At 64.0% G+C, this 18,618-nt stretch carries 18 protein-coding genes and 1 other RNA gene; 14 read left to right on the top strand and 5 right to left on the bottom strand.

Annotated features, from left to right (window positions below; genetic code table 11):
- Window positions 1-5: 5 nt before the first annotated feature.
- From ACZ9J7_RS20030 to prfB, 6 genes are all read left to right on the top strand, one after another.
- Entirely contained in the window at window positions 6-920 is a 915-nt protein-coding gene (locus ACZ9J7_RS20030; RefSeq protein WP_476211909.1) for a type II secretion system F family protein, read from the top strand.
- Window positions 921-996: 76 nt separating this feature from the next.
- Entirely contained in the window at window positions 997-1,293 is a 297-nt protein-coding gene (locus tag ACZ9J7_RS20025; protein ID WP_476211707.1) for a hypothetical protein, read from the top strand.
- A 3-nt stretch (window positions 1,294-1,296) separates the two neighbouring features.
- Window positions 1,297-1,713, top strand: a complete 417-nt coding sequence (locus ACZ9J7_RS20020; RefSeq protein ID WP_476211706.1) for a TadE family protein — start codon at window positions 1,297-1,299, stop codon at window positions 1,711-1,713.
- A gap of 100 nt (window positions 1,714-1,813) precedes the next feature.
- Window positions 1,814-2,287 (top strand): hypothetical protein, encoded by a 474-nt coding sequence (locus ACZ9J7_RS20015; protein WP_476211705.1) that lies wholly within the window; start codon window positions 1,814-1,816, stop codon window positions 2,285-2,287.
- Complete coding sequence (locus ACZ9J7_RS20010; RefSeq protein ID WP_476211704.1) at window positions 2,284-2,730, top strand: Tad domain-containing protein; 447 nt, start codon at window positions 2,284-2,286, stop codon at window positions 2,728-2,730. Before ACZ9J7_RS20015 ends, ACZ9J7_RS20010 begins: the two co-directional genes overlap by 4 nt.
- A gap of 47 nt (window positions 2,731-2,777) precedes the next feature.
- The gene (gene prfB, locus ACZ9J7_RS20005) at window positions 2,778-3,899 is read left to right on the top strand and encodes a peptide chain release factor 2 (RefSeq protein WP_476211703.1); all 1,122 of its coding nucleotides are present in this window, start codon (window positions 2,778-2,780) and stop codon (window positions 3,897-3,899) included.
- 110 nt (window positions 3,900-4,009) lie between these two features.
- On the opposite strand, the gene ACZ9J7_RS20000 is transcribed toward prfB, so the two are convergent.
- The gene (locus tag ACZ9J7_RS20000; protein WP_476211702.1) at window positions 4,010-4,753 is read right to left on the bottom strand and encodes a polyprenol monophosphomannose synthase; all 744 of its coding nucleotides are present in this window, start codon (window positions 4,751-4,753) and stop codon (window positions 4,010-4,012) included.
- A gap of 290 nt (window positions 4,754-5,043) precedes the next feature.
- Here ACZ9J7_RS20000 and ftsE point away from each other — a divergent pair, with 290 nt between their 5' ends.
- From ftsE to ssrA, 5 genes are all read left to right on the top strand, one after another.
- Window positions 5,044-5,832, top strand: a complete 789-nt coding sequence (gene ftsE / locus ACZ9J7_RS19995; RefSeq protein ID WP_476211701.1) for a cell division ATP-binding protein FtsE — start codon at window positions 5,044-5,046, stop codon at window positions 5,830-5,832.
- Window positions 5,829-6,743: a permease-like cell division protein FtsX gene (ftsX, locus tag ACZ9J7_RS19990; RefSeq protein WP_476211700.1), complete on the top strand. Its 915-nt coding sequence runs from the start codon at window positions 5,829-5,831 to the stop codon at window positions 6,741-6,743. Before ftsE ends, ftsX begins: the two co-directional genes overlap by 4 nt.
- A 27-nt stretch (window positions 6,744-6,770) precedes the next feature.
- Window positions 6,771-8,201 (top strand): peptidoglycan DD-metalloendopeptidase family protein, encoded by a 1,431-nt coding sequence (locus tag ACZ9J7_RS19985; RefSeq protein ID WP_476211699.1) that lies wholly within the window; start codon window positions 6,771-6,773, stop codon window positions 8,199-8,201.
- 82 nt (window positions 8,202-8,283) lie between these two features.
- On the top strand, window positions 8,284-8,757 hold the full coding sequence (gene smpB, locus ACZ9J7_RS19980) for an SsrA-binding protein SmpB (RefSeq protein ID WP_141160006.1): 474 nt from the start codon (window positions 8,284-8,286) through the stop codon (window positions 8,755-8,757).
- Window positions 8,758-8,830: 73 nt separating this feature from the next.
- Window positions 8,831-9,199, top strand: a transfer-messenger RNA (tmRNA) gene (gene ssrA, locus ACZ9J7_RS19975).
- Between the two features lie 113 nt (window positions 9,200-9,312).
- On the opposite strand, the gene ACZ9J7_RS19970 is transcribed toward ssrA, so the two are convergent.
- Window positions 9,313-11,457, bottom strand: a complete 2,145-nt coding sequence (locus ACZ9J7_RS19970; protein WP_476211698.1) for an acyltransferase family protein — start codon at window positions 11,455-11,457, stop codon at window positions 9,313-9,315.
- A gap of 259 nt (window positions 11,458-11,716) precedes the next feature.
- On the opposite strand from ACZ9J7_RS19970, the gene ACZ9J7_RS19965 reads away from it, so the two are divergent.
- From ACZ9J7_RS19965 to ACZ9J7_RS19955, 3 genes are read left to right on the top strand one after another with little or no spacing between them, the layout of a single operon-like run.
- Window positions 11,717-12,181 (top strand): pyridoxamine 5'-phosphate oxidase family protein, encoded by a 465-nt coding sequence (locus ACZ9J7_RS19965; protein WP_476211697.1) that lies wholly within the window; start codon window positions 11,717-11,719, stop codon window positions 12,179-12,181.
- A gap of 56 nt (window positions 12,182-12,237) precedes the next feature.
- Entirely contained in the window at window positions 12,238-15,426 is a 3,189-nt protein-coding gene (locus ACZ9J7_RS19960) for an HAD-IA family hydrolase (protein WP_476211696.1), read from the top strand.
- Window positions 15,423-16,448 carry an ATP-dependent 6-phosphofructokinase gene (locus tag ACZ9J7_RS19955; RefSeq protein ID WP_476211695.1) on the top strand — a complete coding sequence of 342 codons (1,026 nt, stop codon included), beginning with the start codon at window positions 15,423-15,425 and terminating at the stop codon, window positions 16,446-16,448. The genes ACZ9J7_RS19960 and ACZ9J7_RS19955 overlap by 4 nt, the downstream gene beginning before the upstream one ends.
- On the opposite strand, the gene ACZ9J7_RS19950 is transcribed toward ACZ9J7_RS19955, so the two are convergent.
- From ACZ9J7_RS19950 to ACZ9J7_RS19940, 3 genes are all read right to left on the bottom strand, one after another.
- Complete coding sequence (locus ACZ9J7_RS19950) at window positions 16,445-17,461, bottom strand: zinc-dependent alcohol dehydrogenase family protein (protein WP_476211908.1); 1,017 nt, start codon at window positions 17,459-17,461, stop codon at window positions 16,445-16,447. The genes ACZ9J7_RS19955 and ACZ9J7_RS19950 overlap by 4 nt on opposite strands.
- Before the next feature lie 47 nt (window positions 17,462-17,508).
- Entirely contained in the window at window positions 17,509-17,979 is a 471-nt protein-coding gene (locus ACZ9J7_RS19945) for a pyridoxamine 5'-phosphate oxidase family protein (RefSeq protein ID WP_476211694.1), read from the bottom strand.
- Between the two features lie 79 nt (window positions 17,980-18,058).
- A complete protein-coding gene (locus ACZ9J7_RS19940) occupies window positions 18,059-18,523 on the bottom strand; it encodes a pyridoxamine 5'-phosphate oxidase family protein (protein ID WP_476211693.1) in 465 nt (154 codons plus the stop codon).
- Window positions 18,524-18,618: the final 95 nt, after the last annotated feature.

Genomic DNA, 18,618 nt, shown 5'->3' with positions numbered 1-18,618 from the left:
CTGTGATGTGCGGAATGGGGCTCGGCCTCGGATTATGGTTGGTGATCTTTCGGTCACCTCCGATGCGCCCCATGACGCTGTCTGACCGGATTGAATCCCAGCTGAAGTCACAGAACCTGGAGTCGCGACTTCTCCGCGCCGGCGAGCAGAACCTGACACCGTTTGGACCGCTTGAACGCATCCTCCGTCCCGTATTCCGGGATTGGTTATCCGCGCTCGGAAGGCTCAACCCTTCGCCAGGCGCCACAGCCCGGCGCCTGGCGCAGGCGGGAATCAATAAAGCACCCATCGACTTCCGCGCGGAGCAGTTGCTATGGGCGGCCGCCGGCTTCGTTTTGTCCCTGACTATCATCATCGTTGGTGCCGCAGCGGGCAGGTTCAGCCCCCTCCTCGCGGCTGTCGTGATCATCGGCAGCGCCGGAGCGGGGTTTGTGCTGCGGGACTACTGGCTCGGCGTCCAGGTCCGCAGGCGGGAAACACGAATGATGGCAGAATTTCCCAGCTTGGCGGAACTGATGGCCCTGGCGGTGGGAGCAGGGGAGAGCGCGGCCGGCGCTTTGGACCGGGTCTGCAGGAGTGCCAAGGGTGAACTGTCCAAGGAATTCTCGAAAATCCTTGCTGAGACAAGGGCCGGCAAACCCCTCGTCCTGGCGTTGCAGGAGTTCTCAGCGCAAACCGACTTGGCGCCGCTGGTCAGGTTCGTCGAGGGAATCGTCGTGGCGGTGGAACGAGGGACACCCCTCGCGGACGTGCTCCGCGCCCAAGCGCAGGACGTACGAGATTCAGCGAAGCGCGACCTCATGGAAGCTGCAGGTAAGAAGGAGATTGCCATGATGGTCCCGCTTGTATTCGGGGTACTTCCCTTGACCGTGGTATTTGCCGTTTTCCCCGGTCTCGCAGCGATCAACCTCGGATTCTGATGAAGCGGAAAAGCTCCTCGACCGCACCCAGCAACAGCTGCACGCCCCATCAACGAAACAGGAATAGGACGCAACGATGAAAACCATGGGAATCCGCTTCGGGATGCTGCTTCTTGGCCTCGCGGCTATGCTGCAACTTCAGATGATCCGGACGGTAAGTCCGCATCGGCTACAGGCCGGAAAGTTCGACGGCGGACGGCTTGGCCCCCAGGAACCCCCGGCAAGCCTTGGCGACAGCACTGAACGCGGGGACGTACCAGGCTGGGTAATGATCACCCTTATGTCCGCGGTGCTGGTGGCAGCCCTTCTGGCGCTCGCGGGTCCCGCCCTGGAAGCCATGTTCAACCAGGCGATGGACAAGGTAGGAAACTGAACCATGGGGAGGTCCGCTCCCCGGCCGCAGGAGCAGCACGGTCTTGCCCGGGCAGCCGAGCAGGGTTCAGCCGTTGTGGACTTTGTCCTGGTGGGTGGGCTGCTGACGATGTTCTTCCTGGCGATACTCCAACTGACCCTGGTCCTGCACGTCAGAAACACACTCATCGACGCCGCCGCATCCGGGGCGAGATACGGGACCCTCGCAGACCGCAACGGCAAGGATGCTGAAGAACGTACACGCGGGCTCATCAGCATGGCCCTCAACCAGGGCTTCGCGGAGCAGGTCAGTACCAAGGAAGTGAATTTCCAAGGGATGCGCACCCTGGAGGTCACAGTCCGGGCTCCAATGCCTGTCATTGGTCTTATCGGACCCAGGGACGTGCTGGAGGTGAAGGGGCATGCTGCTGTCCAGCCCTGAACCACCCGGCTTCAACAGAACGCTCCGTTCAAACCCGGTACCGCACTCCGCGCCGCGGCCCCGTTTACGGAGCCGCCTTGCCGAAGCACTTTGCCGGGATATGCCGGAGGACATCATCCAGGGCCCGGATCCTGCGCGCAGTGCGGAACGACCTCAGCATGGCCCGGACCGTGAGCAGGGAAGCGCGGTGGTCGAGTTTACGTTCCTTGCATTCCTGCTGATGGTCCCGCTGGTGTATTTCGTCATAACCGTCGGGCAGATCCAGGGAGGATCCTTCGCCGTCGTGGGCGCCGCGGACCAGGCAGCCAAGGTCTACGTAGCCCAACCCGATGCCGGCAGTGCCCAGGCTGCTGCGGAGCAGGCGGTGGCACTGGCACTCTCCGATTTCGGCCACCAGGCGGGGCGGGCAACTATGAGCACCCTCTGCAGCCCGGCCGACTGCCAGGCCGCGGGCAGCACTGTAACGGTGACCGTCAACCTCAGCGTGCCCCTGCCTTTCATGCCTTTTGCCGACGGGTTGTCCGCCACCGAGGTGCAGGCTTCTTCTTCCCAGCTCGTGGGGCGATACCGATGAACCGCCCGGAGCCAGGCCAGGATGGCCAGTTGATGGTCATGATCCTCGGCTACGTGCTCCTCGCGCTTCTGGTGGCGACGGTGGTCATCGGCATTTCCTCCGTTTATCTGGAGCACAAACGCCTGCTGTCCCTGGCGGACGGGGCCTCGCTTGCCGCTGCCGACAGCTACAACCTCGGCGAAGTCTCAACGCAGGGCGGCAGCCCCTCTGCTGTCCTCAACCCGTCACGCGTCCGGAACGTGGCAGCAGACTTTGTTGCAAGGAGCCCCGCTTCGCAGCGTTTCTCCAGCCTTGCGGTCACCGGGGCGACGGGAACGCCGGACGGGTCCACCGCCGTCGTTGTCCTCACGGCCGCCGTCCACCCGCCAGTGGTGAACTTCCTCATTCCTGACGGGATTCCCATTGAGGCAACGTCAACGGCCCGCTCGAGGTTGACCCGGTAGGACGCCGGGACAGGCAGGATTCGGCAATAGCGTAGGCTTAAACCACCATGGCCAATATTGATTTTTCCGCTGAAATCCGTGCGCTGCGCGCCACCTACGAGTCCATCGAACGCGTCACCGACGTGGAGGCGCTAAAGGAAGACATCGCCGAACTCAGCGAGCGGGCAGGGGAGCCGGACCTGTGGGACGACCCCGCAGCGGCGCAGAAGATCACCTCCCGTCTCTCCCACCGACAGTCCGAGCTGGAACGCCTCACCAACCTGGCCTCGCGTATCGACGATCTCGAAGTCCTGGTGGAACTGGGCCAGGACGAGGACGACGCCGCCTCGATGGGGGAGGCCGCGGCCGAACTTGAGTCCATCAAAAAGGCACTCAAGGACCTGGAAGTGGTCACCCTGCTGTCCGGCGAGTACGACGAACGCGAAGCCGTGGTTTCCATCCGGGCCGGCGCAGGCGGTGTGGATGCCGCAGACTTTGCCGAAATGCTCATGCGGATGTACCTGCGTTGGGCTGAGCGGCACGGGTACCCCACCACTGTCATGGACACCTCCTACGCCGAGGAAGCCGGACTGAAGTCGGCCACTTTCGAGGTTAAGGCTCCGTATGCCTACGGCACGCTCAGCGTGGAAGCCGGCACCCACCGCCTTGTCAGGATCAGCCCGTTCGACAACCAGGGTCGCCGGCAGACGTCATTCGCGGCCGTTGAAGTCATCCCGCTGATTGAGCAGACGGATTCCATCGAGATCCCGGACAACGAAATCCGCGTGGATGTCTTCCGTTCATCCGGTCCTGGCGGCCAGTCGGTCAACACCACTGACTCGGCGGTCCGCCTCACCCACATCCCCACCGGCACCGTGGTCTCCATGCAGAACGAGAAATCGCAGCTGCAGAACCGCGCAGCTGCCATGCGCGTGCTGCAGTCCCGCCTCCTGCTGCTGAAGAAGGAACAGGAGGACGCAGAAAAGAAGGCGCTGGCCGGCGACGTCAAGGCCTCTTGGGGCGACCAGATGCGCTCCTATGTCCTGAACCCGTACCAAATGGTGAAGGACCTGCGCACCGAACACGAGGTGGGCAACACGTCAGCGGTGTTCGACGGCGAGATTGACGATTTCATCGACGCGGGCATCCGCTGGCGCACGGATAACCGTAACGCCGGCAGCAATAACTGATTACGCTCGCGCTCATGAAAACAAAGCGCCCGAGCCCGAAGAGAACCGCCCCGGCATCGAGATGCCGGGGCGGTTCTCTTCAGCCACCTGAAGATTACAGTCGCAGGACCCTATTTCCTGTCCGAGGAGCCACGCCGCAGTAAGGTGTTCCAGCGTGCTGCGAGTCCCCATTTGGTGACGTTGATCATGGCCTCGACCACGATGTTGCCGCTCATCTTGGATGCGCCCAGTTCCCGTTCAACGAAGGTGATGGGGCGTTCCTCGATGCGGAGGCCAAGTTTGGCGACGCGCCAGGCCAGGTCCACCTGGAAGCCGTAGCCCACAGAGTCCACCTGGTCCAGGTTGAGCTTTTCCAGGGTGGTCCTGCGGAACGCGCGGTATCCGCCGGTCACATCCCGGATCGGCAGAGCCAGCATCAACCGGGCATAAGTGCTGCCTACCCGGGAGATTGCCTGGCGGTACAGCGGCCAGTTGACCACGCTGCCGCCGGGAACCCAGCGCGACCCCATGGCCAGGTCTGCGCCCTGTTCCACGGCCTCAAGGAGCTGGGGAAGCTGTTCGGGCTGGTGGGAGCCGTCTGCGTCCATTTCCACCAGGACGTCGTAGCCGGCATCCAGGCCCCACTTGAAACCGGCGATGTACGCGGCGCCCAGGCCTTCCTTGCCCTTGCGGTGCAGGACGTGGACCTGGGAGTCTTCGGCAGCGAAGCCGTCGGCGAGCTGGCCGGTGCCGTCAGGGCTGTTGTCATCGACCACCAGGACGTCCGACGCCGGGACGGCCTTCCGCAGGCGCTGGAGCGTCTTGGGCAGCGATTCCAGTTCGTTGTAGGTGGGAATGATCGTAAGGACGCGCACAGAGGGCCTTTCCTGCAGGGGATAATGAGTGCACCTCGAGCAAACTGACTGCGTGCGGGCACACCAATCCATTGTAGAGAGCGATTACGAGTCGCCGATCGCGCCACCCTTCCTTGAGGGCCGTCGGGTGATGCGGCGACACGCCCCCGAAAGCCCGCCCAACCGCCGCTGATTCTGCGTATAGTCAAGGGGCCGGGGCCCTACTTTCCCCAAACGAAAAACCCGTGCACCGGCTGCAGAACTGGGCTGCATCAGACGGATGAGCCATGCCCTGCAGGGTACTTAGGGCCATGATCCGATTCGAAAATGTCACCAAGGTTTACGACCAGAAAGCCCGACCGGCACTGGATTCCATTGACCTTGAGATCGACCGCGGCGAATTCGCCTTCCTCGTTGGCGCCTCAGGGTCCGGCAAATCCACTTTCCTCCGGCTGGTGTTGAAGGAAGACCGCGCCACCTCCGGTGCGGTGTACGTCGCCGGCCAAAACGTCGCCAAAATTTCCAGCTGGCGGGTTCCGCGCCTCCGCCGCGGCATCGGCGTCGTCTTCCAGGACTTCCGCCTCCTGCCGCAGAAGAACGTGTTCGCCAACGTCGCGTTCGCCATGCAGGTCATCGGCAAGAGCCGCAGCGTGATCCGCGATACAGTCCCCGAGGTCCTTAAGACAGTCGGGCTCGAAGGCAAGGAACACCGCATGCCGCACGAGCTGTCCGGCGGCGAGCAGCAGCGCGTTGCCATTGCGCGCGCCGTGGTCAACCGGCCCGGCATCCTCCTCGCAGACGAGCCGACGGGAAACCTCGATCCCACCACCTCCATGGGAATCATGGGCGTTCTGGACAAGATCAACCAGAATGGAACCACCGTGGTGATGGCCACCCACGACGACGACATCGTCAACGAAATGCGCAAGCGCGTGGTGGAACTCAAGAACGGCGTGGTGATCCGCGACGAAGCCAAGGCCCTTTACACCTCGATGATTCCCGTCGTCGGCCAGTCCCGGCGCCTGAAGGACGCCAGCGGCAGGGAAGCTCCCGACGGCGGCCTGCCGGGCAACGGCGCTGAAGGCGAGGCCCAGCGGTGAGGCTCGCATTCATTCTTTCCGAGATTGGCAGCGGCCTGCGCCGGAACCTTTCCATGGTGGTATCGGTCATCCTGGTGACCTTCGTGTCCCTCACGTTCGTGGGTGCGGCGGGCATGCTGCAAATGCAGATCAACCAGATGAAGGGCTACTGGTACGACAAGGTCCAGGTGGCCATCTTCCTCTGCAGCGACGGGTCCACTGCGCCTGGCTGCGCTTCCGGGCCTGTGACCCCCGAACAGCAGCAGGGCCTGAACGCACTCCTGGAATCCCCGGCTGTGGCGCAGTACATCAACGACTTCCAGTTCGAGTCCAAGGATGAGGCCTACAAACACTTCAAGGACCAGTTCTCCAATTCGCCCATCGTGGATTCCGTGACCCCGGACCAGCTGCCGGCTTCGTTCCGGATCAACATGAAGGACCCGGAGAAGTACCAAATCATCAGCGAGACGTTCTCCTCACAGCCCGGCGTGGAGACGGTCATCGACCAGAGACAGCTGCTGGAACGTCTGTTCTCGGTGATGAACGGGGCATCCCTGGTGGCAGTGGGCATCGCCGGAGTCATGATCGTCTGCGCGATCCTGCTTATCGCCACCACGATCAGGCTCTCCGCCTTCAGCAGGCGGCGGGAGACCGGCATCATGCGGCTTGTGGGTGCATCCAAGACTGTAATCCAGCTGCCGTTCATCCTCGAAGGCGTCATTGCGGCGGTTATCGGCGCGGCCCTGGCTTCGGGCACCCTGTGGGCCGTAGCGCAGTTCTTCCTGGGCGACTACATGTCCCGCCAATACCCGGATACGGCCTTCATTTCGTCCGGCCAGACCCTCATCCTCGCACCGGCGCTGCTGGTCCTTGGCGCATCCTTGGCAGGAATTTCGTCCCTCTTGACCCTTCGTAGATATTTGCGCGTTTAGGCTGTGCACACCGACCAAGGAATGCCCATGAACGATACTGATCAAACCGCGCCCATGGCCCGGCGAAGCCGGGGACGGTCCGCTGCCCGCCGTTTGGGGCTCGTCAGCGGCGTGCTCACCGTCATCCTTTCCGCAGGCATAGCCGTGGCCACCCCCGTGGCGTTCGCAGACGACCTCGAAGACCGGAAGGCCGCGCTCGAAGCCGAAGCAGCCCGCGTCCAGGCGTCCCTTGAGTTTGTCGATTCCCGAATCGCAAAGGCCGCCGGCGACCTGGTGATCTACCAGGGCCAGCTCCCGGGGGCACAGCAAGCACTGCTTGACGCCCAGGGCCGAGTGGCCAGCGCAGTCAAAGAATCGGAAGCACTCGCTGCACGCGTCGACATGGCGCAGCAAAACAAAGCCAAGATCACCCAGCAGCTGGAAACCGACAAACAGAAGATTGCGGATACCAAGAAGCTGATCGGCCAGATCGCGACCCAAGCCTACAAATCCGGCGGCGTCCCCTCCAACCTGTCGCTCTTTTTCGGGTCGAACGGCGGGGGCAGCCTCACCGACACCATGGACTTGGCGGACCAGGCCATGCGCAGCCAGAACGCCGCCATGGACAAGCTGAGCCAGCAGAACGCGACCAACGTGAACTCGGAGGCCCGGCTTCAAGCTGTGGAAGCGGAAATCAAGGACCTCAAGGCCAAAGCTGACGCCGCGCTTGAACGGGAGAAGGCTGCACGCGACGAGGCAGCCGCCAAAAAGGCCCAGGTAGACCAGCTGATTGCCGACACCACCCGCCTCGACGCTGAACTCCAGGCCGCCAAACCCGGAATCCAGGCGCAACTGGCGGGCGTCCAGGCCAACCAGAACCAAGTGGCCAACGAAATTGCCGAACGCGACCGCAAGGCCCGCGAGGCATGGGAAGCGGAACAGCGCCGGCAGGCAGCCGCCGCTGCTGCCGCCGCTGCCGCCGCAGCGGCGGCAGCGAACCGCCCGGCCCCGCCCGTCCAACCGTACGTCCCGCCGGCAGCCGGTTCGCCATCGGCCTTCGGACTTCGCCATCCCTTCGACGGCAGCATCCCCATCACCTCCGGCTTTGGATACCGGACCACTCCGCCGGGAACAATCGACTTCTACGGCACGGGCGGGTACATGCACACCGGCATCGACTTCGGCGCAGCCTGCGGCACGCCCGTGTACGCGGCGGCCGCCGGGGAAGTCTTCAGCTCAGGGTGGAACTCCGCCGACGGCGGTGGGTGGCGTGTCAAGATCGATCACGGCATGGTGCAGGGCAACACCCTCACCACCATCTACTACCACAACTCCAGCATCGTGGTCTCGAACGGCCAAAGGGTCTCGCAGGGGCAGCTCATCGCCTACTCGGGCAGTACCGGTAACTCCACGGGCTGCCACGCCCACTTCGAGACGTGGCTCAACGGCCAGGCCGTCGACCCCATGGGGCTGCTGTAGGCGGCAACCGCCTGCCGTAGACTGGTATAGCTCCCGGCGCCATTGGCCCGGACCGTCCAACCTGAACCTGAGGAGTTTTCCCGTGCCGAAAGAAAGTGGCCGCAAGGTGGTGGCCACCAACCGCAAGGCCCGGCATGACTATCACGTGCTGGACACCTACGAGGCCGGCATCGCGCTGATGGGCACCGAAGTGAAGTCCCTGCGCGAGGGGCACGCCTCCATGGTGGACGGATTCTGCACCTTTTATAACGACGAACTGTGGATGGAAGCGATCCACATCCCCGAATATAACCAGGGCAGCTGGACCAACCATGCCGCCCGGCGGCGCCGCAAGCTGCTGCTGCACCGCGAGGAACTTATCAAGATCTCCCGCAAAGTCCAGGAGGCCGGGTACACGGTGGTTCCGCTGCAGCTCTACTTCGTCGACGGCCGGGCCAAGGTGGAAATCGCCGTCGCCCGGGGCAAGCGGGAGTACGACAAGCGGCAGACCCTGCGCGAGCAGCAGGACAACCGTGAGGCGCAGCGCGAGATGCGGGAGCGCAACCGGCGCCGCTAGGAATTATTCCGGGCGGGTATGCGTTAGTATGGGTAGTCCGGCAGGCTTGCCAGCCGGTTTGGTAACAAAATACGGGGATGATCGGTTTCGACGATGTTAGTCGCGACAGGTGAAGCGGGCCGAGGATGCAGATTTATCTCGTAAACGCTGTCTGCAAACCAATAAGTGCCAATTCTAAGCGCACTGACTTCGCTCTTGCTGCCTAAGCAGTAAGACAGTCCGTCAGCCCGAGGTTGCTATCGCCCCGGATCCTGGCGTCATTTAGATAGCCACTGCTGTTTGCTCCCGTCATCGGAGCAAACGGGACTTTTAGGTGACTGGGCCCGGATCAGCCAGCTGTTTGCAGCATGGCTGGGGCCGAGAAATTCCGACGCAAACTGCGCCCGGAGAAGCCCTGACAACACGACATCGGACGGGGGTTCAATTCCCCCCATCTCCACCCCTGTGGTGACTTGAGACATCCTTCACGGATGGGCCGAGTCATCGAAAAACACCCCGGTCCTCGGACCGGGGTGTTTTTTATTTCCTGCCGTGTGGCCGGGACGAGGGGGAGGACTATTGTGTGGCCTCGTTGAATCTTTGTGCCAGGACGGGCACCAAGGACCGGATGTAGCTCCTCGCAGCATGATCGTAGTCGTAATAGATTTGGAGGCCGCCTACCACGGCATAGCAGGTCCGGTCGTCGCAGAACTGGTCAGAAAGATCAAGCACCTTTACATTCGGCTTGTTCATGCCCTTGCCTGCGGCGGCAATGGGATCGTGCGCAAGTGCTTCTGCCCGCGTATTCGCGCAATTCACAGGCTGTTGCTGGTTGAGTGCAACGCAGTCGGGGCTGCTGCGGTGCAGTGTCAGTGGAGGATCCCGGAAAATGTAGACCCGGGCGCCCGCCGCCGTCCACTCCAGCAATCGTTTGGACACGGCGTCGTTGTATTGATTCACCTGCGGCCGGCCGGTTCCGTCGTCGATCGTTTCAGCTGCCCCGAAGGACGACGCGAAAACCATGTCAGGCTTTTCACTGGCGATCCGTTCCGTGACCTGTCGGCTCCACTCCAAACACCGTTGCTGCGAGGCCTGATCCGCGGCTGTCCCCATGAATGCGGTCCGCTTCACATCGACGAACGGACAACCGCCCAACAGTGATTCCTTCAGCTTCCACTTATGCAGCCGGGCAAGCTCGTACAGGGCGGTCTTCCATTGCTCTGCATGCGAGTCGCCAACAAGCCAGACAGTAGCTTCTGCCTGGGACCCTCCGGTGAAGTCGCAATTGGTCAGTGTCTGTCTGTCCCCCACGACGATAGGGTTCGCAGGTTGCTGGCATTCCGGTGCGTTGAACCATGGTGCTTCGTTTGGCCCCACATTGGCGACTTGGGCAGCGCCGAAGGGGTCTGGGCAATTACTGCGTGGATCAAGGCTCCTTGCCCCGTAGCAGGGGCCGCCGGAAAGTTCCTGAAGCTTCGCTGCTTCGGCTTCCTGTGCCTTGCCGAAGCCAAGCAAGAGACCACCGCACAATGCCCAGACGACTGCCATCGCCACAGCCGTGTAGCCAATCACGCGGAGCGGTTTGGCCGAGGAGAGGAGTTTGGTGCGGCCCGGGTCCTCAACTAGCTTCTTTGATCCGTATGCCAGCCCGATTGCCATTACCAGGACGACGAGCTTGTTCGCCGTCCACAGCGAGTGCCCCAGGACACCCGGAACCAACACGATCAAAGGCCAGTGCCACAGGTAAAGAGAATAAGAAACGTCGCCCAGCAACTGCACGGGCCTGACCGAAAGTATCTGGTTTGGGGACCAAAGGGGACTGTTGGGTCCCGCCGCGATCACCAGCAGAGTCCCCGTGACTGGAATGATCGCAGCAAAGCCCGGAAAGAAGGTCTGCTCGTTGAAAGAGAGGGCGGCCAAGGCTATCAAGCCGTAACCGAGCCACTGTGCGGCGCCTGAGAAAGCCAAGTGCAGGCTCGGCAGTTTCAGCCGCAGGACGCCCAACGCGTGGGCACCACCGATTGCCACCAAAGCCCCTGCCCCGAACTCCCATACGCGTGCAGGCGTTACGAAATATGCCGCGCTCTTGTTGGTGTAGGTAATCCAGACACAGAAAGACAAAGCCAGGGCGCTGATGACGGCGACACCCAGTGCGAGGAATGCCTGGCGACGAAGCCGTAAGCGTCCTGCGGCCAGGAACAGCCCGACCAACAGCAGCGGCCAGAGCAGATAGAACTGCTCCTCAACGGACAGGGACCAGTAGTGTTGCACCGTTGAAGCGAGCTCGTTGTGTGCGGAGTAGTCCACGGACTTTGCAGCCAGAACCCAGTTTTCAAAATAGGAAACGGATGCGGCGGTTTCGTGGGCTATGGAGACCCAGCGCGAGAAAGGCAGCAGAGCCCATGCAGCCAGCAGCGAGACGACGGCCACTAGGGTTGCGGCCGGCAGCAACCTCTTGATCCGCCGCGAATAGAACTTCCCAAGTTCTATCCGGTTCGTTCGCTCGAGTTCCCCGAGCAGGTGCTTGGTGATGAGGTACCCCGAGATCACGAAGAAGACATCAACTCCGACGTAGCCGCCGGGAAGTCTCAATGGCCACAGGTGATTGAGCACGACGAGTCCAACGGCCAGCGCACGCAGCGCCTGAATGTCCTTACGGGTGGCGTTGACCGCAGCTGTCCGCCGCAGGTCCGCCCGGGATAGCAAGACCTGTCCAGCCACTCGTACTCCTCATGAATCTTCAATTTACGAACAGACCGCCGTCGTGATGGCCTTCCCGGCTTCCGGGGGCTGTGCTTTTCCGACTCAGGTTGTGGCGCCGCGTGGGAAAACTACCGCGATAACCCGGAAATTACACCGTTGCACTTTATCACCGGCCCATGTCCGCGGATGATTCGTGAGCGGTGCCGCGCGCTCCACGAATGCCGGCCGGGCCTAAGTACTCTAGCGGGGCGGGCGGTTCCGGCTTTATCGTCATGGCATGCACAACGACCCGGCGCAACTGCCCACTGAAGTCCTGGACGCCGCAACGTGCTGGGACCTCCTCCACGGTGTGTCCGTCGGCCACCTGGCGGTGCTGGTGGACGGATACCCGGAAGTTTTCCCCATCAACTACAAAGTGGACCAGGAGTCAGTTGTCTTCCGCACCGGGGAAGGAACCAAGCTGCGGGCCGCCGGGGGACCACTCGCCGTCGCGCTCGAAGCAGACGGCCACGACGACTCCAAAGCCTGGAGCGTGCTGGTCAAAGGCAAGGCAGTCATCCTGGAGCCCACCCAGGAGCTCCTGCGGGGAGCCGCCCTTACGCTGTTTCCCTGGCAGGCCGGTGAAAAGGACCATTTGGTCCGCATTGTCCCCACCTCCGTCAGTGGCCGGCGCTTCGCCATCACGCCGCCACTGACATGGTGGAACCATGTCGGAGACGCCGCAGCCAAGGACACAGCGTAAGCGCCGGGGCCCATCGGCCCTTTCCTGAACGCCTGGTTGCTGGTAGCACTTGACCTATGATTGCGTCGCCCACCGCCGCTGCTGCTGCCAAGCCACCCTTTGACGCCGTCATTTTCGATCTGGACGGGGTGGTCACCAACACGGCGTTGGTCCACCAGGCGGCGTGGAAGGACGCGTTCGCCCGGATCCTGGAGGACCCGAGGATTCCGCCGGGCGCGGACCGTGCGCCGCTCAGCAGGGCCGACTACCTCACCTATATCGACGGCATGCCGCGTGAGGAAGGAGTGGTGCGGTTCCTGGCTGCCAGGGGAGTGCCCCTGGAGAAGGGGGAGGAAACAGATGACGCTGGAGCCTGGACCGGATTCGGCCTGGGCCGGTGGAAAAATGAGCTGTTCCTGGAACACCTCCGGCGCGACGGCGTCCAAAGCTACCCCGGAACCCTGCAACTGCTGCACCGGCTCACCGAGGCTGCGGTGCCCATGGCCGTGGTTACCTCAAGCCGGAACGCGGCATTGGTCCTGGAAACAGCGGGCATCCAGGATCTCTTCACCGTCGTCATGGACGGGACGACGGCGGCCGGGCTGGGGCTGCAGGGTAAGCCGGCCCCTGATGTTTTCCTGGCTGCCGCAGCTGGGCTTGGCGTCACTCCGCCACACGCGGTGGTGATTGAGGATTCCGCCGCCGGTGTCGAGGCCGGCCGGCGTGGCGGTTTTGGGCTGGTGGTGGGAATAGACCGGGCCGGGAACCGCCGGCAGCTTGAAGCCGCGGGCGCGGACACTGTCCTCAACGACGTGGGGGAGCTTGACCTGGGCCAGGTGATCGGCAATGCGTGGCACCTGGTGTTCGAGGGTTTTGACGCCTGGCACGAGGGACACCGGGAAGCCTTGACCACGCTTGGCAACGGGTACCTGGGCATCCGTGGAGCGGCCCCCGAGGGCGGCCCGTACAGCTACGCAGGCATGTACCTCGCCGGTATCTACAACCGGGTCAGGGCGAAGTCCGCCGACGAGATGCTGTTGGAAGAACACATGGTCAACGCGCCCAACTGCCTTCCGCTCGACCTGCGCCTGGCCGGGCAGGAATGGTGGTCTGCGGGCGGGCTGTCCGTCGTGCGCGAGCGCAGGGTCCTTGACCTCAAAAGGGCGGTGCTGGAGCGAAGGCTGTTGCTGGAGGGCGCTGACGGGCGGCGCCTGGAGGTGGTGCAGACCCGGTTCGCATCCATGGCGGAGCCCCACCTGCTGGTCCTGCAGACGGCGATCACCGCATTGGGCTGGAGCGGCTTGGTGGAGGTCCGCAGCGGAATCGACGCCGGAGTCCGCAACGCGAACCTCCCTGAACGTGCCCAAGGCTCCGACGTCCACTTGGCCGACAAGACGGCCCCGCAGGATCCGGACCGTGCCGTGCCCCCTGACGGAACCTCCGTCGTCGAGGTTGAAACCACCCAAAGCCTCATCCGCATCGCGGCGGCCTACCGGACGCAGGTGTCCCCGGCAGCCCACGGAATTACCGAAGGCGTGAGCGGCGCCTTCCATTTCCAAAACCTGGCGGTCCCCCTCGAAGCCGGCACTACGGCGCGGATCACTAAATCAGTGGCGGTGGTGACGTCCCGCGACCGCGCCATCTCCTCGCCCGAGACTGGGGCCCGTGCGGTGCTCGAGCGCGCGGCCGGGGATTTCGATGCGCTGCTCGCCGCCCACGAGGAAGCCTGGCGGCGCGAGCTCCGTCCGTTCCTGGTGGAAATTGACGCCCCGGTGCCTGTGCGCATGGTCCTCAACCTGCATATCTTCCATCTGCTGCAGACGTTGACCCACCACACGGCCGAATTGGATGCCGGCGTGACTGCACGCGGACTCCATGGCGAGGGCTACCGCGGCCACGTCTTTTGGGATGAGCTGTTTGTCCTCCCGGTACTCACCTCACGGACTCCGGATATTGCCCGCTCGGCACTCGACTACCGGTGGCGCAGGCTGCCCGCGGCCCGGCAGGCCGCATCAGCTAAGGGGCTGGCAGGGGCAGAGTTCCCTTGGCAAAGCGGCAGCGACGGGACCGAGGAAACCCCCAAATGGCTGTTCAACGACCGGTCCGGCAGGTGGGTGAAGGACCATTCGCACCTCCAGGTCCACTCCGGCCTGGCCGTCGCCTTCAACGCATGGCAGTACTGCCAGGCCACCGGGGACAAGATCTGGCTCCTGCAGAAGGGTGCTGAGCTGGTGATCGAAGTGGCCCGCTTCTTCCGCTCCCTGGCGGAGTACGACGAGAAGGGCGGCAGGTACCACGTGCGGGGTGTAGTGGGACCGGATGAATACCACACGGGCTACCCGGGCCGCGACAAACCGGGCCTGGACGACAACGCCTACACGAACGTCATGGCCGCCTGGGTTTGCTCGCAGGCAGCATGCATCCTCTCATTCCTGCACGGCAGCGAGCGTGCCGGACTCATGGAACGCCTTGGTGTCTCCGACGACGAAGCAGCCGGGTGGGCGCACATGGGGACCGCGATGTACGTTCCTTTCCACAGCGACGGCGTCATCAGCCAGTTTGCCGGCTACGGGGAGTTGCAGGAACTCGACTGGGAACATTACCGGGACACGTACGGCGACATTGAACGGTTGGACCTGATCCTTGAGGCCGAAGATGACGCCACCAACCGCTATAAGCTGGCGAAGCAGGCGGATGTCCTGATGCTCCCGTACCTCCTGGGACATGAGGGGCTGATCGCCGCACTCCGGCGGCTGCAGTACGGCTTCACCCAGGAGCAGCTCAACCAGACCATCGAGTATTACCTGGCCCGGACGGCCCACGGCTCCACGCTGAGCCGGGTCGCGCACGCATCTGTCCTGGCGGGCCTGGACGCGGACCGGGCATGGGACAGCTTCCGGGAAGCGCTCGACGCCGACCTCGACGATACGCAGCACGGCACCACGCGCACGGGCATCCATTTGGGCGCCATGGGCGGCACGATCGACGTGGTGCAGCGCAGCTTCGCCGGGTTGCGGTTCAGCGGGGACACTATCCTGTTCGCTCCCAACCTGCCGACGGGACTTCGCGCCGTTGCCTTTGAGGTCCTGTACCGTGGGCACCGTCTTCGGGTCAACCTCAAGGACGGGCACATGAGCATCGCCTCCGCGTCCGGTGATGCCGGTCCCATCACGGTGCGCGTTTCCGGCACGGACGTGGTCCTTCCGCCCGGCCAGACCCGGTACTTTCCCCTGCCCCAACGGAGTCCGGGGGTGGCGGCATCATGAAGCGGCTGGGAATCCTCACCAGCGGAGGAGACTGCCCCGGCGTCAACGCGGTCATCCGGGGAGCCGTGCTGGGCGGAGACGTGGCGCACGGGTACGAATTCCTGGGGTTCCGCGACGGGTGGCGTGGTGTCCTGGAGCAGGACGCCGTACCTTTGCCCCGAACCAGCGTCCGCGGTATCTCCCGCCTCGGCGGCACCATCCTGGGCACCTCCAGGACCAACCCGCTGGTGGGGAAGGGGATCGACGGTGTCCGTGCCTCCTTCCGCCGGAACGGCCTTGACGGCCTGATCGCCATCGGGGGAGAGGGGACCCTCGCGGCAGCCCGGGAATTGTGCGGGCAAGGCATCAACGTGGTGGGTGTGCCAAAGACCATCGACAACGATCTCGGCGCCACGGATTACACATTCGGTTTTGATTCGGCGGTCCAGACCGCCACCGAGGCCATAGACCGCCTGCGGACCACCGGGGAGTCGCACCACCGGTGCATGGTCGCCGAAGTCATGGGCCGCAATGCGGGGTGGATTGCGCTCCATGCGGGGATGGCTTCCGGCGCGCACGCCATCCTGGTCCCCGAGCATCCTGTGTCGCTGGACCAGGTCTGTTCGTGGGTAGTCTCGGCCCGCGACCGTGGGAGGGCCCCCCTTGTGGTGGTGGCGGAGGCCTTCGCGCCCGAGGGACATCCGGCCCCCTACGCTCCCCGCGGACTGGACACCTTCGGGCGGCCACGCCTGGGCGGCATCGGTCTGCTGCTCGAGGGGGAACTGCAGCTGAGGACCGGCATCGAAACCCGGGCCACGGTCCTGGGCCACATCCAGCGCGGTGGTGAACCCACAGCTTTCGACCGGGTCCTCGCCACCAGGCTGGGCCTTGCCGCCGTCGAGTCCGCAGCGGCAGGAAGGTGGGGCACCATGGTGTCGCTCCGCGGCACCGAGATTGTCAACGTTGGCCTGGATGAAGCGCTGGGGACGCTGAAAGTAGTGCCGGAGTCACGGTACCAGGAGGCCGCGGTCTTGTTCGGTTAGCTGTCGTCCTCCGGCCGGATCCGCAGGACGGCCGAACCAGTGATCCGGTCGGCGGCCAGGTCTTCCAGTGCCTTGTCAGCGGCCTCGAACGGGTAGGCGGTGGTGGTGAGGGCCAGTGAGAGCTTTGCTGCCAGGCTGAGGAATTCACGCCCGTCAGCCCTGGTGTTGGCGGTGACGCTGCGCACCTGGCGTTCGTAGAAGAGTTCCCTGCCGTAATCCAGGGCCGGGATTTCGCTCAGGTGGATCCCCGCAATGGCCAAAGTCCCGCCACGGTCCAGCGCACGCAGCGCGACCGGGACCAGGCTGCCCACCGGGGCAAATAGGATGGCGGAGTCGAGTGGTACCGGCGGCGTATCGTCGGCGTCCCCTGCGTACACAGCTCCCAGCTCCAGTGCGAGCGCCCGTGCGCCATCGGACCGCGTCATCACGAACACGGAGGCACCCTGTTTGACGGCAAGCTGGGCGGTGATGTGCGCGGAGCTGCCAAAACCATAGATGCCCAGGCGGCCGCCAACGGGCAGGGCCGCGCGCTTCAGGGCCCGGTATCCGATGATTCCCGAGCACAGCAGCGGCGCGGCCTGTTCGTCGGTGAAGACAGCCGGCACCGGGTAGGCGAAATCCTCCGCGACAACCAGTTGTTCGGCATAGCCTCCATCCCTGTCCCAGCCCGTGAACACCGGTGACGTGCACAGATTCTCGTCGCCGCGGCGGCAGTAGCCACAGCTGCCACAAACTCCGCCCAGCCAGGCAACGCCAACCCTGTCGCCTGCCGTGAAACGGGAACAGTCCGGTCCGGTTTCGACGACGGTTCCGACAGCTTCGTGCCCCGGGACCACGTGGGGGCGCCGCGGGGAGAGGTCACCTTCGGCGAGATGGAGGTCAGTGCGGCACACACCGCAAACGGTCACGTCCACCAGTATCTCGTGGGCCGCCGGCCTGGGAGCTGCACGGATCCCCTGGACCAAGGGGCGGCTGGACATGGGGCCCGGCTCGCCTACCCACCATGCCCGCACTGAATCCTCCGCCTGGAACCTGGGCTCCTGCACCGGCCGCTCAGGGCCTACTCGAGCCCCGCCCGGGTTGCCTCGTCCAGCGGTGCCTGCCACAGCAGCGGGGCGTTCATCGTGAAGCGCCTGCCGGTCACCGACTCCGGTGTGATGCGGATGAAGTGCTCCTGGCCCACGCCCTGCCAGGGAAACAAGGCGCGCCGGATGTCATCCAGGTCGGGTCCGGTGGGCGTTGTCTCGGCAGCCTTGCCCTTAACGACGACGCTCCAGGCAAGCCCGAACTGGGAGCTGACGGCGTCTGCTTCCAGGGCCACCGTGGCATCCGACTGGATGGCCTGCTGCTTGGTACCGGCCCCGGTGCGGAAAACCAGCGTGTCACCATCAACCTTGAAGTTGACGGGAAACACATCGGGGTGGCCGTCGGCGATGACGGCGAGCCGTCCCACCCCGGTTTGGCCCAGGAGGTCCCAGCACTCTTCAGGATCGAGGATTTCCGGCACGGGTACGTTAGATTTGTCAGTCATAGGGCACAGCGTAGGCAACTCTTCGGCATCGGAAAAGGGCACAAAGGCCCGCCAGGAACGGGAGGGGACTCCGCCTGGCCTAGAGCCAGTCCGCGGAGAAGTCCACCGGCGGCCACCACCGTGTCCGGGACCTGACAGCGAAACGGCGTCCGGTGAGGTCCGTGGGGGTCAGTGCCACCAGGTGGTCCTTGATCCCGGGCTCCCACGGCTCGCGGTCGGCATCGGCGTCCGGGAGCGTCATCCGGGTCTCATCGAATGCTTCCGGCCTGCCCTTGGCCACCACGCTCCAGACTTCCGTGGCGTAAGGGTTCAGTCCGTCCACCTCGAGTGCCGCGACTGCTCCGCTGAGCAGTGCCCGCAGCTTGGTGCCGGGGGCGGTACGAAACACCAGCGACTCTCCGGCAACGGAAAAGTTGACCGGAAAGATCTCGGGAACATCGCCATTGATGACTGCCAGCCGGCCGATGTATGAGGACCGAAGGTACCGCCAGCATTCATCGGGATTCAGCAGTTCTGTTCGAGACCCACCAGCGGAATCAGTCATGCTACCGATCCTAGGGCCTGGAGTGCGGGTGTGCACGGATGGGGCGTTCACCCAAGGCGTAGCCGGGACGGGACTGGAACCACGCCGCCCACCGT

It is taken from the genome of Pseudarthrobacter sp. TE9888 (genome assembly GCF_056279345.1).
This window is presented reverse-complemented; position numbering and strand designations above follow the sequence as displayed.

Excerpts from the sequence above, each read along its gene's own strand:
- ACZ9J7_RS20030 (WP_476211909.1), top strand. The coding sequence starts at position 6 with ATGTGCGGAATGGGGCTCGGCCTCGGATTATGGTTGGTGATCTTTCGG.
- ACZ9J7_RS20025 (WP_476211707.1), top strand. The coding sequence starts at position 997 with ATGAAAACCATGGGAATCCGCTTCGGGATGCTGCTTCTTGGCCTCGCG.
- ACZ9J7_RS20020 (WP_476211706.1), top strand. The coding sequence starts at position 1,297 with ATGGGGAGGTCCGCTCCCCGGCCGCAGGAGCAGCACGGTCTTGCCCGG.
- ACZ9J7_RS20015 (WP_476211705.1), top strand. The coding sequence starts at position 1,814 with ATGCCGGAGGACATCATCCAGGGCCCGGATCCTGCGCGCAGTGCGGAA.
- ACZ9J7_RS20010 (WP_476211704.1), top strand. The coding sequence starts at position 2,284 with ATGAACCGCCCGGAGCCAGGCCAGGATGGCCAGTTGATGGTCATGATC.
- prfB (WP_476211703.1), top strand. The coding sequence starts at position 2,778 with ATGGCCAATATTGATTTTTCCGCTGAAATCCGTGCGCTGCGCGCCACC.
- ftsE (WP_476211701.1), top strand. The coding sequence starts at position 5,044 with ATGATCCGATTCGAAAATGTCACCAAGGTTTACGACCAGAAAGCCCGA.
- ACZ9J7_RS19985 (WP_476211699.1), top strand. The coding sequence starts at position 6,771 with ATGAACGATACTGATCAAACCGCGCCCATGGCCCGGCGAAGCCGGGGA.
- ACZ9J7_RS19965 (WP_476211697.1), top strand. The coding sequence starts at position 11,717 with ATGCACAACGACCCGGCGCAACTGCCCACTGAAGTCCTGGACGCCGCA.
- ACZ9J7_RS19960 (WP_476211696.1), top strand. The coding sequence starts at position 12,238 with ATGATTGCGTCGCCCACCGCCGCTGCTGCTGCCAAGCCACCCTTTGAC.
- ACZ9J7_RS19955 (WP_476211695.1), top strand. The coding sequence starts at position 15,423 with ATGAAGCGGCTGGGAATCCTCACCAGCGGAGGAGACTGCCCCGGCGTC.
- ACZ9J7_RS19945 (WP_476211694.1), bottom strand. The coding sequence starts at position 17,979 with ATGACTGACAAATCTAACGTACCCGTGCCGGAAATCCTCGATCCTGAA.
- ACZ9J7_RS19940 (WP_476211693.1), bottom strand. The coding sequence starts at position 18,523 with ATGACTGATTCCGCTGGTGGGTCTCGAACAGAACTGCTGAATCCCGAT.